The sequence below is a fragment of the Bacteriovorax stolpii genome, assembly GCF_002872415.1.
Lineage (GTDB): Bacteria > Bdellovibrionota > Bacteriovoracia > Bacteriovoracales > Bacteriovoracaceae > Bacteriovorax > Bacteriovorax stolpii.
The window spans coordinates 562741-577384 of sequence record NZ_CP025704.1; the positions used below are offsets into that span (position 1 = coordinate 562741).

Annotated in this window: 12 protein-coding genes; 8 read left to right on the plus strand and 4 right to left on the minus strand. The window is 41.1% G+C overall.

Annotated features, from left to right (window positions below):
• The first annotated feature begins 2 nt into the window (after positions 1-2).
• Genes C0V70_RS02635 through C0V70_RS02645 form a run of 3 tightly spaced genes read left to right on the plus strand, consistent with a single transcriptional unit; the run spans position 3 to position 3413 of the window.
• On the plus strand, positions 3-722 hold the full coding sequence (locus C0V70_RS02635; protein ID WP_102242314.1) for an enoyl-CoA hydratase-related protein: 720 nt from the start codon (positions 3-5) through the stop codon (positions 720-722).
• A complete protein-coding gene (locus C0V70_RS02640; protein WP_102242315.1) occupies positions 694-2436 on the plus strand; it encodes a hypothetical protein in 1743 nt (580 codons plus the stop codon). The genes C0V70_RS02635 and C0V70_RS02640 overlap by 29 nt, the downstream gene beginning before the upstream one ends.
• Before the next feature lie 8 nt (positions 2437-2444).
• Positions 2445-3413, plus strand: coding sequence for an LLM class flavin-dependent oxidoreductase (locus C0V70_RS02645; protein ID WP_102242316.1), 969 nt, complete (start codon positions 2445-2447; stop codon positions 3411-3413).
• Here the strand turns inward: C0V70_RS02645 and C0V70_RS02650 are convergent.
• Genes C0V70_RS02650 through C0V70_RS02660 form a run of 3 tightly spaced genes read right to left on the minus strand, consistent with a single transcriptional unit; the run spans position 3403 to position 6347 of the window.
• The gene (locus tag C0V70_RS02650) at positions 3403-4710 is read right to left on the minus strand and encodes an MBOAT family O-acyltransferase (protein WP_102242317.1); all 1308 of its coding nucleotides are present in this window, start codon (positions 4708-4710) and stop codon (positions 3403-3405) included. The two genes, C0V70_RS02645 and C0V70_RS02650, sit on opposite strands and share 11 nt — an antisense overlap.
• The gene (locus tag C0V70_RS02655) at positions 4707-6050 is read right to left on the minus strand and encodes an AMP-binding protein (RefSeq protein WP_102242318.1); all 1344 of its coding nucleotides are present in this window, start codon (positions 6048-6050) and stop codon (positions 4707-4709) included. Before C0V70_RS02655 ends, C0V70_RS02650 begins: the two co-directional genes overlap by 4 nt.
• Positions 6051-6347 (minus strand): hypothetical protein, encoded by a 297-nt coding sequence (locus C0V70_RS02660; RefSeq protein ID WP_102242319.1) that lies wholly within the window; start codon positions 6345-6347, stop codon positions 6051-6053.
• A 94-nt stretch (positions 6348-6441) separates the two neighbouring features.
• Here C0V70_RS02660 and tpiA point away from each other — a divergent pair, with 94 nt between their 5' ends.
• The 3 genes from tpiA to C0V70_RS02675 all read left to right on the plus strand — a co-directional run bounded on the left by tpiA (position 6442) and on the right by C0V70_RS02675 (position 8804).
• Positions 6442-7194 (plus strand): triose-phosphate isomerase, encoded by a 753-nt coding sequence (tpiA, locus tag C0V70_RS02665; protein WP_102242320.1) that lies wholly within the window; start codon positions 6442-6444, stop codon positions 7192-7194.
• Between the two features lie 81 nt (positions 7195-7275).
• Positions 7276-7644 (plus strand): preprotein translocase subunit SecG, encoded by a 369-nt coding sequence (gene secG / locus C0V70_RS02670; RefSeq protein ID WP_102242321.1) that lies wholly within the window; start codon positions 7276-7278, stop codon positions 7642-7644.
• Positions 7645-7658: 14 nt separating this feature from the next.
• Complete coding sequence (locus C0V70_RS02675) at positions 7659-8804, plus strand: aminotransferase class V-fold PLP-dependent enzyme (RefSeq protein ID WP_102242322.1); 1146 nt, start codon at positions 7659-7661, stop codon at positions 8802-8804.
• 16 nt (positions 8805-8820) lie between these two features.
• Here the strand turns inward: C0V70_RS02675 and C0V70_RS02680 are convergent, their stop codons facing one another.
• Entirely contained in the window at positions 8821-9966 is a 1146-nt protein-coding gene (locus tag C0V70_RS02680; protein WP_102242323.1) for an HD-GYP domain-containing protein, read from the minus strand.
• A gap of 118 nt (positions 9967-10084) precedes the next feature.
• Between C0V70_RS02680 and C0V70_RS02685 the strand changes: the two genes are divergently transcribed.
• A complete protein-coding gene (locus C0V70_RS02685; RefSeq protein ID WP_102245439.1) occupies positions 10085-11326 on the plus strand; it encodes an MFS transporter in 1242 nt (413 codons plus the stop codon).
• A gap of 77 nt (positions 11327-11403) precedes the next feature.
• Complete coding sequence (locus C0V70_RS02690; RefSeq protein ID WP_102242324.1) at positions 11404-14526, plus strand: S8 family serine peptidase; 3123 nt, start codon at positions 11404-11406, stop codon at positions 14524-14526.
• The last annotated feature ends 118 nt before the right edge of the window (positions 14527-14644 follow it).

Genomic DNA, 14644 nt, shown 5'->3' on the forward strand with positions numbered 1-14644 from the left:
TTATGAAAAACGTTTTAACTCACCAAGAAAATGATATTTACTTCATTACCTTGAATAATCCTGAAAAAGGAAATTGTTACGATGCAGACATGACAGAGGAAATTGCAAGTGCTTTTTCTCATGTCCCATCATCAGCTAAAGCAATTCTTCTTAGCGCAGAAGGGAAAAACTTTTGCACAGGTGCAGATTTGAACTGGATGAAGCGCGCCTGTGAATTAAGTGCCCAAGAAAATTTGCAAGACATGGCCAAAATTAAAAGCATGTACCAGCAGATTTTAAAATGCCGCGTGCCAGTTATTTGCCAGGTGCAGGGACAGGTTTCTGGTGGAGGAATGGGGCTCGTGGCCGCGAGTGATGTGGTGGTAAGCGATCAATTTTCTCAGTTTTCTTTACCGGAGAAAAAATGGGGGCTTATCCCGGGAATCATTACTCCTATTTTAAAAAGCAAAATAGGAGAGAGAGAATTTGAACATCTTTCAACAAACGGTGATAAAATTGATGTGACCGAAGCTCAAAGAATAAAGTTGATTCACTATTTTGGCGATGTGAAAAACATCGAAAAATATATTGAAGATTCTTTCGCTCTCGCAAGATCTGGAAAAATTCAAAGACCAGTTTTGAGTGATGAAATGAATAAAGAGCTGGAGAAGTATTTAATACTATCAGCGCAAAAAAGACAAAGCGGAGAGTTTTGTGAAAAAGTTAAAAGACATTTTTCATAATTACTGGCTCACAGGAATTCTGTGTGTGTTTTTTGCTGCCTGGGCATGGACGAAGTCGCTGCATATCTCGCAGACCTACATGGTTAACAATCCCTACTGGTATAACCTAAAAAGCAAAATGATTACGTCGAACATGATGGGCTCTACCGGCTCAGCACTTTCGCGCTCGAACGTTGCGGGCAATCAGTTGAATTTGAGAGCTGGTTATGGCGCCAATGAAATTAATTCAGTCCAGGCCGTCCAACTTTCATCTCTAAGCTTTGATGCTTCAATCCCGCTAAATTCTTACCTTGATGTGATCTTTAACGTCACTGATCAGAACCTGACAGCTTTCCGTTTAAGCCGCAGCTCGCTTTTTCCTTCAATGTCTTATCACAGCAAGCGTGAAGGAGATTTTTTAACTGTGCAGGCATTTCATATTGATCTTCCGACCTCCGGAAAAGTTCGAGTAAAAGTGCAAGAAAGTGAAGAAGGCATCACTCTTTTTGTCGATGGGCAAAAAGCAGGTGTCATTCAGAATGACCATTTCCAGTGGGCCCAGTTTGGTTTTAAAACCGGAATGCGCGGGGCCTTTGTCTCGAATATTGAAGCATTGGATGTTTCAGGAATTAAGATTGGGACTTCTCTTGAAAACAACCGTGATTATGAAAAACATTTCATTGGTCACTTCTTCATTATTTTAGCGGGAGCTTTAATCATAGCTTTTGTTGTAAAAAAAATCAGAGGTATCCATTATTCAAAGTCATTTGCCATTTGTACATCCTTTATCTTTTTTCTTGGTGGTCTATGGCTCGCCTTTGACTACCTTTATTTCTCAAGGCTTGAAAGTGACTGGAGTGACAAGAAGCTCGCGACTCGAAGGATTAGAGGAATATCTTTGGCCGAAGAAGACTACGATTTTGAGGTTGGACGCTACAGGGTTTTTAAGGCCTGGTATGAGGCCTGGGGTGGGAAGAGTTCTGACATTCATTCCTTTGTTGCGAGGTTTGGTGAATCAAAATTTGAGCCAAGCTACTTTTACTGTTTTAATGAAAAGTGCGGGTCAATCAAAGAACGTGGAGCGATTAAGGCCCTTGATAATGGCAAGCCTACGGTAAAAATTGGTTTAGTTGGGGCGAGTTTTAGTTATAGCAGTGGAGTCACTCATCCAGGTGATGGTTTTATGAATGTGGCCCATAAAAGAATTTATGAGTCAGTTAAGGATCGCTATAATCTTGAAAGCATCAATTTTTCAATCGATCAGTTTTCATATAGAGCAGATCGCAAGCGCATTTTAAAGAAAGTGCAGGAAGAAAAAATTAATTATCTTCTTCTGACAAAAAATACAGATTTTTCAGTTATTCCAGATCAGGACCGCGGGTTTAAGAAACTTTTGAAAGAAGTCACTCCAATGGGAGTCACTCCCATTTATCTTTCACTTCAAAAGAATCCCGAGAGCTTTATGAGAACTAATAGTGAGGTAAAGCTCGATCTGCTGTTTTTTAACAAGGCAATGGAAGAGCAGACTTCTTTAAAAGAAAAGGAAATGACTGATCGCTGGACGCGAGAGTTTGGATTAATTGTCTTAAATCCCAACCCATACCTAAATCGCGACGATCATATCAAAAATGGGAATATGTGGTGGGATAGGGCCCATTTAACATCTTATGGCTACAGGCTTTATGGCGAATGGCTCGGTGATGAAATGACGAAGATCCTTGCTCAACATAATTAGGTGAATGAATGACAAAAACTTTTTTTATTAATGTCGCCCCATCAAATGACCGTCGTGATGAAAAAGGATTTCATTCACAGCTTGATCATTATGTCGGGAAAACGAAAAAAGAATTTTTTAAGTACACCCTCATTACAGCAGGTGATAAGCGCCTTGATCCATGGATTGTGGCCCAAAGGGCAATGGAGAAAAACCCTGAATTTCATCCATTGATTGCAGTGAATCCACTTCATCAGCATCCTTTTCACATTGTGAAGAAACTTGCATCACTACAGGATTTTTATGCAAGGCCAATGGCCCTCAATATGATACCGGGGTCATTCCCAAATGAAATGAGCGCTCTTCATGATGAACTAAGTTTTGCTGAACGCTTTTCTCGTCTAAAAGATTTTTCAAATGTTCTTAAAGACTTCTTTAAAGAGAAAACAACAGGCCGTTTTCAAGGCCAATACTACCAAGTGACAGACGCAAAGTTATTTCCTCCTTTAAAGGATGATGTTGAATTGTTTTATTCTGGGGTGGCCGCAACGTCAGAACTGTCGGGCAACTACGTAAAAGGTATCAAGCCTCTAAGTGAAATGAAAAAAAGTGAAGGGAAAGGTCAAGGACTCTTGCTGGGGATTTGTGCCAGGGCCACTAATGAAGAAGCACAGGCCAGCATGCAGAAGCTTTACCCACAAGATAGAAAAGGGCAGATGCTTTTTGATATGGTCTTAGGAGGACACGAGACTTCCTGGAGCCAGTGGATGAAGGATTATCTGCAGAGGAACCCGGAAGAAAGAGATGATTTTAATTTAACAGCGATGAAAAACTTCTGGACCTCGGCACCTTTTATAGTGGGAAGCTACGATGAGTGCGCAGGGCTTTTAAAGAAGTATAGCGATTATGGATACGAGTTTTTTATCACAGATTTCCACCACGAAGATTTTTTGCACGTCGAAGAATGCATCAGGCGATTTAGAAACTTTAAATCCTAAAGTAGACAGGTGGCAGGTCAAAAGTCTGAATAAGAGAGTTGTCGTCAAGTTTCCATCCAAAATAAAAGAGAACAAGAACAGCAATGGTTAGCTTAATCCACAGAGACCAGCTGGTAAAAAAATCACTTTTATTTTTCTTTTCCTGAATGAATTCAAAAACAAATAATAGGCCTATGGCCCCTAAAAATAAGGACAAGTTGATGTCGTGGACTCTTAATTCAGGAATCAGTTCAAAAGAGCGAGTCATCCTGTGCCAGAAGTCTTTGTGTTGAAAAAGACCGTTCCCAACCCATATAGAGACAGATAAGAAGACTCCGATCCCAGGCAAAGACCATTTTCTCTGTGAAACATTAAAAGCATAAATGGCCAGTCCGTTTAAGAGACCAAAGCATAACCAATTTAATCCAATCCCGTGCCACAATCCCATTAAGAGAAAAGAAAAAAGGATGATGAAATCAGGATTGATTTTTCGCCCCCATTTAAACATCGCCGGAAAAGTGACGTAGTCTCGCATCCATGTTCCCAGCGTGATGTTCCAGCGCTGCCAGAATTCATTGGGGTTTTTAGCGTAATAAAATGGTCTAAAGCTGATGGCCAGGTCAATTCCCATCGCCTTGGCACAACCTCTTCCCATTTCACTGTAGCTGCAAAATAAAACGTAAGTGATAAATGTATCGAGCAATCCCTGGTAAATAAAATTATCTATTCCACTGCTACTTAAAACTGATCTGCTATACGGATCAACAATCAGAAATTTCTTTAAGTACCCAATGCTGAAAATAAGAATACCATCGACCAGGTTATTTAATGAAAAAGGTGGAATTGTTTTTAATTGAGGAAAAAAATGCTTCCTGCGCTCAATAGGGCCGGCCATTAATACAGGAAAAAATAAAGGCATGACCATCGCAGGAAGAATATCTTCTTTTTGAATTGGTGTTTCTTCTCTCCAGTAATCAATAATCATCCCTAAAAGAATCAGCATAAAAAAGCTGGTGCCGTAAGGAGTCCTGAAACGTATGAACTCGGGAAGGACTTTCAAAAGGACAAAAATAAAAACATTTAGTCCGACAAGATAGGGGAAAAGCTTTTTATCCGAGCGCTTTTTAAACAAGAAAAGTATTCCAATATTTAAAATGATAATCCCTGCAAAGATACTAAACCAAAGAGCGCCCCAGTTTAAATACCAGATTATACTGGCCAGAAAAACACACCAGAGTTTAAATCTCCTCGGAGTGTAGTAGAGGATGAGGAGAACAAAGGCCGTATAAAAAATAAATTGGACAGTCGAATACATCATATCTTTCTGTCCTTTTTAAAACGAGAAGTGATAAAAGGCTCGCGTGTGACTAAAATCTTATGTGGGCACATAAAACTTGGAAGTTGAGTTTCACAAAAGACTTTAAGTCTTTCTCTAAAATCTTGTTCATCGTAATCCGCGGCAAGTAAAAACTTGGCGACAATCACACTTCCAATAAGTGCATTTTTCTCTGCCGTCACACTGATATCTTCTGCGCCTTCAATACGTATGAGCAGGTCTTCTACTTCATAAGGGTAAAACTTCCTTCCGGCCAGATTGATGAGATCATCCGTGCGGCCAAGGATCTTGATATGGCCATCGCCATCGAGCTCGGCTGCGTCGCCTGTTTTAAACCAACCCGGCGCTTGATTGACGTAATTGAGATAACCCAGCATTCGGGTTTCTGTTTTAATAAAGAGAGCACCTTCTTCAATCTTAAAGTCATTAATGTCTTGATTGAATTTAAAGCGTGCAGGATCGTTTTGATCAGTCGTAGTTGAGAGGATTCCAATCTCGCTCATTCCATAAGTATGTTTGAATTCAATATGAGGAAGAGCTTCTTTTATTGCGAGCAAAGAAGATGAAAGTGCGGGCTCAGAACCATAAGCAATCTTCTTTAGCATTTTCATCTTTTCTTGACTAAAGGCCTTAGAGATCAGCATTAAGTTAAGAAAACTAGGTGTTGTTTGAAAATAATCAATCTGCTCTTTTTCAATCAACTCTGAAACCTTTAACGGAGTCATTTTTTCTCTATCGCTCACCAGAGTATTTTGATGAGTAATCGCTTCCATTAACGTTTCAATCCCTGCGATCGTATCAGCAGGAGAAAAGGCCATGGTTGTTTGAAAATGATTTTGAACCTGGAGATACTTTCTAACGAAAGCTTCAGCACTATGGCAGATAAATTTAAATTTATTTCCAGACGTCCCGGATGTTCTGACTAAAAAAGGAGAGAGCTTATCTTGGATAGCTTGGAGAATAATAGGATTTTTAGTCGCACTGGCATTTGAAATGTCATTAAAGCTTTCCTCTGCAGCGATATAGATAAAACTCGATTGAGTTTCATTTTCTAAAAGTATCCGGAATTCTGGATCGACAAACTGATAAGTTGCCGACATAAACACGCAGTGCTTTTCCAGCAGGCATGAAACAAACTTAACGTAGGTTTGGTAATCGTTCGAAGCTTCTAAAACAAAAAGTTGTGTATGGGCGAAGGTCTTTTTCAGGTGCTCACGGCTTTTTTCCAGATCGTTGAAAAAATCGGCGTAAGTCTTTTTCCCACTCTCGGAAATATTGAAGATTTTAGATGAATGCTTCCAGCTGTTGTATAGCTCTTCCATTTACTTTAATTTTTCCGCGAGAAACTCGCTCAGGGCCAGAGAGTTGGCAAAGGGCGGTCTGTCTCCGTTGAGAACATCGGCCGTAGTGATTTCAATTTTTTTCTTGAACTGACCTTCAATGAAGTTTTCCAGCAGGAAAACAAAACTTACTAAATTGAGCGAATCCAGCACTGCGCCGGGTGGCCCATACAGTGGAGTCGTGTCGTTGAAGCTTTTGAAGTTGAGATTGGGAATTTCGCGCTCAGCTTTTGCGATCGCGGGCAAAACAATCTGCTTGTGGATTTCTTCTGCTGTCATGGCTAAAATTATCTGATTAATAAATTTGCTTTGTCTAGTTTTTTGGTACTATTTGGGTTATCACTTAGTATTACATTTTTACTTAGGAATTATTATGAAGAAGCGCGAAATTCACATTGTTGGAAACTGGAAGATGAATCAAACTCTGCATGAGATCAGCGAGTTTTTTATTCAGATGACTGCAATGAAAATGGAGCTTAAGTGTAAAGCGTGGATTGCTCCTCAGTCCCTGCATATTCCTATTCTAAAAGAAATCGCTTTCACTACTGGAGCTATTCAAGTGGGAGCACAAAACTGTTCATATGCTGATTCTGGTGCGTTCACAGGAGAAATTTCTCCGGCAGCTCTTGCAGATATCGGAGTTGAGTTTGTCATCATCGGACACTCTGAAAGACGTACTATTTTTAAAGAAGACAATGAAATCTTAAATCAAAAAGTTCTGGCAGCTCTGAAGCACAATTTAAAAGTGATTTACTGTGTAGGTGAAACACTTGAAGAGCGCGAATCAAATACGACATTCAAAGTCATCGAAGAACAACTTGCTGTTGGATTAAAAAATGTTCCGGCAGATAAAGCGCACTTACTCTTAATTGCTTATGAACCAGTGTGGGCCATTGGGACTGGAAAAGTAGCAACAGCTGAGCAGGCCGAAGAAGTTCACGCCTTCATTAGAGGGAAACTCACTCAAAATGCTGAGCAGACCATCATTCTTTACGGGGGCTCAGTGAAGCCAGACAATATTGACTCATTGCTAAGAAAAGAGAATATTGATGGTGCTCTTGTTGGCGGGGCGAGTCTAAAGGCGAAGGATTTCAAGCAACTGTGTACAAGTGCTAGTGTAATCTAGCCAAAACGCTTAAAATAATTGGAAAAACACGGCAATTTTGTTATCTATTTAAGACATTTATTTTTTTAAGGACAAAAGTTCATGACTACAGCATTAATGGTACTTCAAGCAATTATCTCAGTTCTTCTTATCATCACTGTTTTACTTCAATTCGGTAAAGGTGCTGAAGCGGGATTAATGACTGCTGCTGGTTCTGAATCAATCATGTCGAGTTCAACTCGCGGTAACATCATGACAAAGATCACTGGTGTTCTAGCGTTCTTGTTCCTTGCTAACTCAATCTACCTAGCTCGTCTTCAGGATTCAAAATTCCAAAAATCAATCCTGGATTCTGAAGCTCCAGTGTCTCGTCCACTAAACTCTGATGCAACAACAGCTCCAGCGCCAACAACAACGGCACCAGCTGCACCAGAAACGACGGCGCCTGCAACTACGCCAGCGACGAAGTAAGAAAGGGCGGCACCATGGACGCGGCCACCAGAAACTTAATCGATCAAGAGTACGCACATTTAAAAACACTTTATTTTAACTCAGCCTATTTCGGGCCTAGTCCTATTCGTGCGAAAGAAACCATCACGAAAGCAATGAACCGCGAATTAGATCCGTCGTTCTATGCTTATGATGACTGGATGAGTATTTCAGAAAAACTTCGTGTGAAGTTTGCTGAGCTTATTCAAGTGTCTCCAGACATGATTACTCATTCAACATCTTCATCTGATGTTATCAATATTATCGCCAACGGCTTTGTCTTCGAAAGTGGAGATAGGGTAGCAGCGATCAACAAAGATTATCCATCCAACATCCTGCCGTGGATGCTGGCCCAAAGACATGGAAAGTTTACTTTCGATATGATTGATCTTGGAAGTGAAGTGGTTCCCACTCCGGAGTGGCTAGAGAGAAACCTTAAGCCTCAAACGAAAATTTTTAACATGTCATATGTGACGTTTGATACTGGTAAGAAGATGGACCTGGTATCAATCGGAAAATTCCTAAAATCAAAAGACATTCTTTTTGTTGTTGATGCCACTCAGGCCCTTGGGGGAATGGAGATCACAACAGAAGAACTTTCATACATTGATGTCCTGACTGTTTCTTCATACAAGTGGATGCTTGGGCCTTACGGACATGCCTTTGCTTATTTTAGTCAGAAAGCACAGGATTCAATCTATCACTTAAATGCTAACTGGATTCTAAGCCCGAACTCAAAACAAGTTTACAACCTGCTGGACTATACAACTGAAACACTTCCGGGTGCTCGTCAGTATGACAGAGGACAGGCGGCAAACCTTCTGTGTTCTGGATGCCTGGAAGGAAGTTTAAGTTTCCTTCAGGAAATCGGTCTTTCGAACATCAGAAAATACAATGCTGAAATCAGAGACTACTTCCTAGCGAATTACCCAAAGAAGAAATACAACCTGGTTACACCTCTTGATCACATGGGAAATATCGTGTGTATGAAGTCAGTGAGTGGAGACAGTATTGCGCTTGAAAAAGAATTCAAAGAGCGCAATATCGACGTGTCTGTTCGTCAAGGGAACATTCGTCTTTCTTTCCACGTTTTCAATACAAAATCACAAGTTGAAGAATTGATTAAGGGAATGGATATCTAGGGAGTGCTTGCGCATTCTATCCGACTTTCTTTTTGATTTTCCCGAATGACTGAGGCTTATCTCCAGCACCGAATCCTTCTACCTTATATCCTCTTGGGGTTCTAAAAGGTAAAACGTTTTGTGGCTGACATGGATCAAAGTCTTCTGGAAGCTCTTTGTTTAATTTTCCATTAAGGACTAACTGTTTCACACTTTTTGTGAAAATTTCAAAGAGTTGTGGGTCGAGTTTTTTTCCGACTGTTTTGGCCATAACAGCGATGGCATCTTCAGTTGAGAGCACTTCGTGATAAGTTCTTTTGGTCGTAATGGCATCGAAGAAATCGGCAATCGCGGTGACACGGGCAAGCAGGTGAATGTCTGCACCAGAGAGTTTTCTCGGGTAACCACTACCATTGAAATTTTCATGGTGTTCGTACACAACACGTTTAATGATGTTGAAGTCCACACCCTCGCAGTCACATGGATTTTCTGCAAGCAGTTCAAACCCGAAGGCAGGGTGAGTTTTAATGATATTAAATTCTTCGTCTGAAAGTTTCTCTGGCTTATTGATGATGTCGGTAGAGATTTTAATTTTACCAATATCGTGAAGAAGACCGCCGAGACCGGCCATAACGATTTCATCTTTTGTGGCATTGGGTTTTGCCGCTCTATAAAGAGAGATACAATACATTGAAACGTTAATAGAGTGATCGTAAGTGTAAAAGTCATGGAAGCTTAAAGAAGCAATCAGCCCTTGAAGCTTTGAAACGTCGTAGTCTTTAATGACGTCTACCATTGATTCAACCGCCACTTTACACTCAGAAATAGTTTCTGAAAGAAGCTCTGTAGTAAACTCTTTATCTTTATCAAAGAGTTTATCGAGGTAGTGAATCGCTGATGATTTAATAACTTCTGTTTTCGTCGTATCAGCAACGCCGCTGATTTGAATTAAACTCTTTAAATAGTCTTCGCGCTGAAATTCATGCACGTAGAGCTGGAAGTATTTTTTCTTAAAGAGCTTCAGGTCGTCTAAACTTAATATGTCGTTTTTTGGATAGATGCGAACAAAACGTTCACGCTCTGAAGAGGCCGAAGAGTTTACGTAAAGATCATAGGGAATCGTTTTATCCAATAAAATCAGATCGAAAGAAACTGAAAAAAAGTTATTCCCCATTTTGCTCATGCTAGTCGTATCGGCGTAAGGACGGCTTATGTTAAAAATTGTACTGGATCAAAAGCCTTGGCTAATATACAGTATAGCAAATTCTCAAAGAGCCTGCTAAGTGGGCGGAAATACTCATATGAATACCCCGATTCTAACTAAAAAAGACCCGTACGCGGCCCTTAGATACCCCGATTACCGATTCTACATTTTAACCAGGATCTTCCTGGCGATTGCCCTGCAAATTGAGGTGGTAAGTATCGGCTGGCACGTCTACGAGATTACTAAAGACCCTATGTCACTGGGGATGATTGGACTGGTGGAAATTCTGCCGAATTTTGCGGTGACTTTATTTGCCGGCCATTATGCCGACATCTACGACCGAAAGAAAATTGTTATCTCATGTCTTTTTGTCGTGATGTTAAGTGGTGTTGGTCTTTATACCATCACTCACATGGTTCCCGACAACAACCAACAGCTCTCACTCTTTTATGTGGTGATTGCGATAACGGGTCTTGCCCGCGGAACACTTTCTCCTTCAATGTTTTCTATTCTTACTGAGTGTGTGCCGAGAGACAATTACGTCAACTCTACTTCGTGGAGCTCTACGATCTGGCAGATTGCTTATATGTTGGGAGCAGGAGTGAGTGGGTTCTTATTCGCTTACATTCGCTATGATGCTTATCTGGTCGTGAGCGTATTGGTTCTTTGCGGAATTATTTCATTTAGTTTTATTTCGCCAAAACCTCACTTGATGACCAAAGAAAAGCGTGCACCAATGCTTGATTCAATTAAAGAAGGGATCTCTTACGTTTTTAAGAATCAGGTTTTTTTAGGTGCCCTTTCACTGGATCTATTTGCAGTTTTATTTGGTGGAGCTGTTGCTCTTCTTCCGATTTTTGCCAATGATATTTTAAAAGTTGGTCCTCAAGGTCTGGGCTTTTTAAAAGCGGCGCCAAGTGCTGGCTCATTCATTATGGCCGCGATTAATATTTATTGGCCTCCTGTAAAAAACACGGGAAAGAAATTGCTTTTTGCTGTGTTTGGTTTTGGTGTGTGCATGATTATTTTTGCACTCTCAAAAAACTTTTATCTTTCAGTTTTCATTCTCGCTGTAAGTGGGGCTTGCGATAACATCTCTGTGGTTGTTCGCGGGACTATTATGCAGACGCTTGTACCTCCAGATATGAAGGGAAAGGTCTCTGCAGTTAACTCTGTGTTTATTGGTTCATCCAATGAGATTGGTGCATTTGAGTCAGGGGCGGCCGCAAAGATTATGGGGGTAGTTCCTTCGGTGATTTTTGGTGGCACAATGACACTCCTTGTGGTGATTTTTACAACATTTAGGGCCCCAAAACTTAAAAATCTCAACTTTGAGTAAATATCAGCGACATTTTTTTGACATCAATTTTTTATACGATATAGTCCCTTTCGCTTATTTAAGAGCAAGGGGAACTTATGAAATATTCAGCATCATTACTTCTGTCTTTGGCGCTACTTGCATCATGTGCACCGAAGAATTCTAATCAATCATCACTGGATTTAATCGCCAGCAAATATTTCAGCATGAGACAACAGACTCCAACACAATATGTGGGGATCGTTCAATTATCTCATCCAGCACTTTTAGCTGAAGCGCAGACAGTTGATGGTAAACCTGTTATCGATGAAGAGCTAAAAAAAGCAATTCTTGATGAACAAGAAGAAGTTATCTCAAAACTAAAAGATATTTCACCAGATATTAAAATCGTGGCGACATATAAGATGGTTCTAAACGCGGTAGCTTTCGTAGCTCCAAGTGAAGTGGCCGGCCAGATCGAAGGGATCGAAGGCGTAAACAAACTTATCCAGAACACAAACTTCGCTAGACCACAAACTGTAGGTCTTGAGAAGAAAGTCACGGCTGCAATCGAAAGCCTAAAAGATAAAAACTCTGTATCATTCATCGGTGCTGATAAAGCTCACAAGATGGGGATCTCTGGTCAGAAGATGAGAGTAGGGGTTATCGATACAGGTATCGACTACACTCACGCGATGCTTGGTGGGACTGGTAAAAAAGAAACTTACGATTCAATCGATCCTTCAGCACCAAATGATTTCTTCCCGAACGCGAAAGTTGTTGGTGGAGCTGACTTCGTAGGATCAAAATACTCTGCAGGTGGAGCTTCTCTTGAACAACAAGTTCCAGTGCGCGATGAAAACCCAATTGATGAAAGTGGACACGGTTCACACGTTGCCGGCTCAGTTGCTGGTATCGGTGACAACATTGTTTCATACTCAGGTGTAGCTCCAGAAGCAGCACTATACGCTCTAAAAGTTTTCGGTAAAGAAGGAAGCACGTCTGATATCGCCGTTATCCAGGCCCTGGAATACGCTGCTGACCCAAGTGAAAAAATCGAACCAACAAACCGTCTTGATGTCGTTAACCTTTCTCTTGGTGGTGGATTCGGTAAACCAAAAATCCTTTACACTGAAGCGATCAAGAACCTGACAAAAGCAGGAACTATCGTAGTAGCTTCAGCTGGTAACTCAGGAGACAACCCATATATCACAGGTGCTCCGGCAACTTCTGATGAGGCAATCTCTGTGGCTGCTTCAATCGATTACATGCCACAAAACATCGCTGTTCCAGCGGTTGAAGTGTCAATCGAAGGAGCTTCGAAATTAGTTGAGAAAGTAGAAGGGAACGGAACGATCCCAGCTGATTCAAGCAAAGTAAGTGGTGCTCTTGTTCACATCGGAACAGGTGTGGAAGCGATTTCTGAAGAAGTAAAAACTCAGGTTAAAGGGCGCATCGCTCTTATGGACCGTGGGGCTATTTCATTTGAACAAAAATTCCAGGTAGCTAAAGCTCTTGGTGCTTCAGGTGTTGTTATGGTTAACAACGTTGATGGTGCTCCAATTGCGATGGGATCTGAAGGAAAGTATGACTTCCCAGCTGTTATGGTTACAAAATCTCTAGGGGACGCGATTAAAGCTGCTCTAGCGAAAAAATCAGAAGTAGTATTTAACTTCTCTCCAGGACAAATCATTAACCGTGACGACCTTATCGATACGATGACAAACTTCTCGTCTCGAGGGCCTCGTTCAATCGACTCTTTAATTAAGCCAGAAATTTCTGGTCCAGGGGCAAACGTTATCTCGGCTGCTTTTGGTACAGGTGCTGAATCAGTTCAGTTCTCAGGAACATCTATGTCAGGACCACACCTTGCTGGTGTTATGGCCCTTATGAGACAAGCTTTCCCGAAAGCTTCAGTTCAGGAACTAAAAGCTCGCATCCTAAACACAGCTAAAATCATGATGGCAAACGGTGCTCACGTAGCAGTTTCTCGTCAAGGTGCTGGACGCGTTCAGGTTGAAGAAGCTCTTAAAGCGAAAGTTTTAGCAATGCCAGCGACTCTTTCTCTTGGAGAAGTTCCAGTAGCTTCAACAAAGACTGTGTCGAAGAAAGTAACATTAACAAACTCATCTGATAAAGATGTTCTATTCTCTACAAGAGCGATCAACAGCAAGAACATTAAAGTGTCTCTGCAAAGCGCTCTAAAAGTTAAGGCAAAGAGCTCACTTACTTTTACAGTAAGCTTCACTCTTGCTCGTGAAAACGCTGCTCAAAACAACATTGAAGCAGACGGATTTGTGATCTTAACAAACGCAGACGATGGATCAAAAGTTTCTCTTCCATTCCTTGCAGTACTTAACAAAGTAAGTGACATCAAGGCTTCAGACCTTGTGACTCAAACTGACTCGAAAGTAGATAGAAACGGATCAGAAGTAAAAGTGACGCTGACAAATTCAGCTAAGTCTTCTGGTGATGCTCTTATCTTCAACCTTCTGGGAACAGATGAGAGAAAGACGGTATTAAATCCAAACAATATGTCAGCTTCAACTCTATGTGACCTTGAGGCAGCAGGGATTCGTATTATCGAAAAAACTGACAAAGGACAAACAACAAAAGTTCTTCAAGTTGGGGTGAAGTTATACGATGCTATGACTTTCTGGCAGCCATGTGACATCTCTCTTCAGATTGATGCCAACAACGATGGAATCGCTGACCAGGAGCTTCTGGCAATCAAAGCTAACTATGTAAGTGGGATCACAGCTGATATCTTCGCTTCTCTTCTTCTAGATGCAGAGATGGCAAGAAACCTTCGTATGGCGTTTGAAATGGACCCAGCGAACACTCAAGAAAACTACCTTCCGGCCATCCTTGATGCCCGTGAAATGAAATTCTACAACCACTCAAACGTTGCAGTTGTAGAAGCTGATCTTTCTAAGATTGCTAAAGGGAAAAACGGAAAAGTAGGAATCAAGCTTTCGGTAACTCACTTAGAAGCCGATTCAAAAGGTGATGACTTCTTAGCTAACCATGGAGAGAAGTGGCAATCACTGAACCTTGCTGAGAACTCTCTGGCGTTCTACGATATGCCAGAAGTGGTAACAGTAGGTGCAAACGATCTTGAGCACGTGTCGATGAGAAGAGGTCTAGGGAATATGAGGGCCCTTGTCCTTTACCCTCACAACTCGCCAGCGGCGCTTAAAGACCAACAGTCACAAATTCTAGTAGAAAAACTTCTTAAATAATAAAAAGGCCCTCGAAAGAGGGCCTTTTTATTGGTCATTCCTACATAGATTCAACATCTTTACTCACTGCGAACACGGGCAAAAGAAAATACAAATTCTTGACGGTTTTTGTCGCTTA

Excerpts from the sequence above, each read along its gene's own strand:
- C0V70_RS02635 (WP_102242314.1), top strand. The coding sequence starts at position 3 with ATGAAAAACGTTTTAACTCACCAAGAAAATGATATTTACTTCATTACC.
- C0V70_RS02645 (WP_102242316.1), top strand. The coding sequence starts at position 2,445 with ATGACAAAAACTTTTTTTATTAATGTCGCCCCATCAAATGACCGTCGT.
- C0V70_RS02650 (WP_102242317.1), bottom strand. The coding sequence starts at position 4,710 with ATGATGTATTCGACTGTCCAATTTATTTTTTATACGGCCTTTGTTCTC.
- C0V70_RS02655 (WP_102242318.1), bottom strand. The coding sequence starts at position 6,050 with ATGGAAGAGCTATACAACAGCTGGAAGCATTCATCTAAAATCTTCAAT.
- C0V70_RS02660 (WP_102242319.1), bottom strand. The coding sequence starts at position 6,347 with ATGACAGCAGAAGAAATCCACAAGCAGATTGTTTTGCCCGCGATCGCA.
- tpiA (WP_102242320.1), top strand. The coding sequence starts at position 6,442 with ATGAAGAAGCGCGAAATTCACATTGTTGGAAACTGGAAGATGAATCAA.
- secG (WP_102242321.1), top strand. The coding sequence starts at position 7,276 with ATGACTACAGCATTAATGGTACTTCAAGCAATTATCTCAGTTCTTCTT.
- C0V70_RS02675 (WP_102242322.1), top strand. The coding sequence starts at position 7,659 with ATGGACGCGGCCACCAGAAACTTAATCGATCAAGAGTACGCACATTTA.
- C0V70_RS02680 (WP_102242323.1), bottom strand. The coding sequence starts at position 9,966 with ATGAGCAAAATGGGGAATAACTTTTTTTCAGTTTCTTTCGATCTGATT.
- C0V70_RS02685 (WP_102245439.1), top strand. The coding sequence starts at position 10,085 with ATGAATACCCCGATTCTAACTAAAAAAGACCCGTACGCGGCCCTTAGA.
- C0V70_RS02690 (WP_102242324.1), top strand. The coding sequence starts at position 11,404 with ATGAAATATTCAGCATCATTACTTCTGTCTTTGGCGCTACTTGCATCA.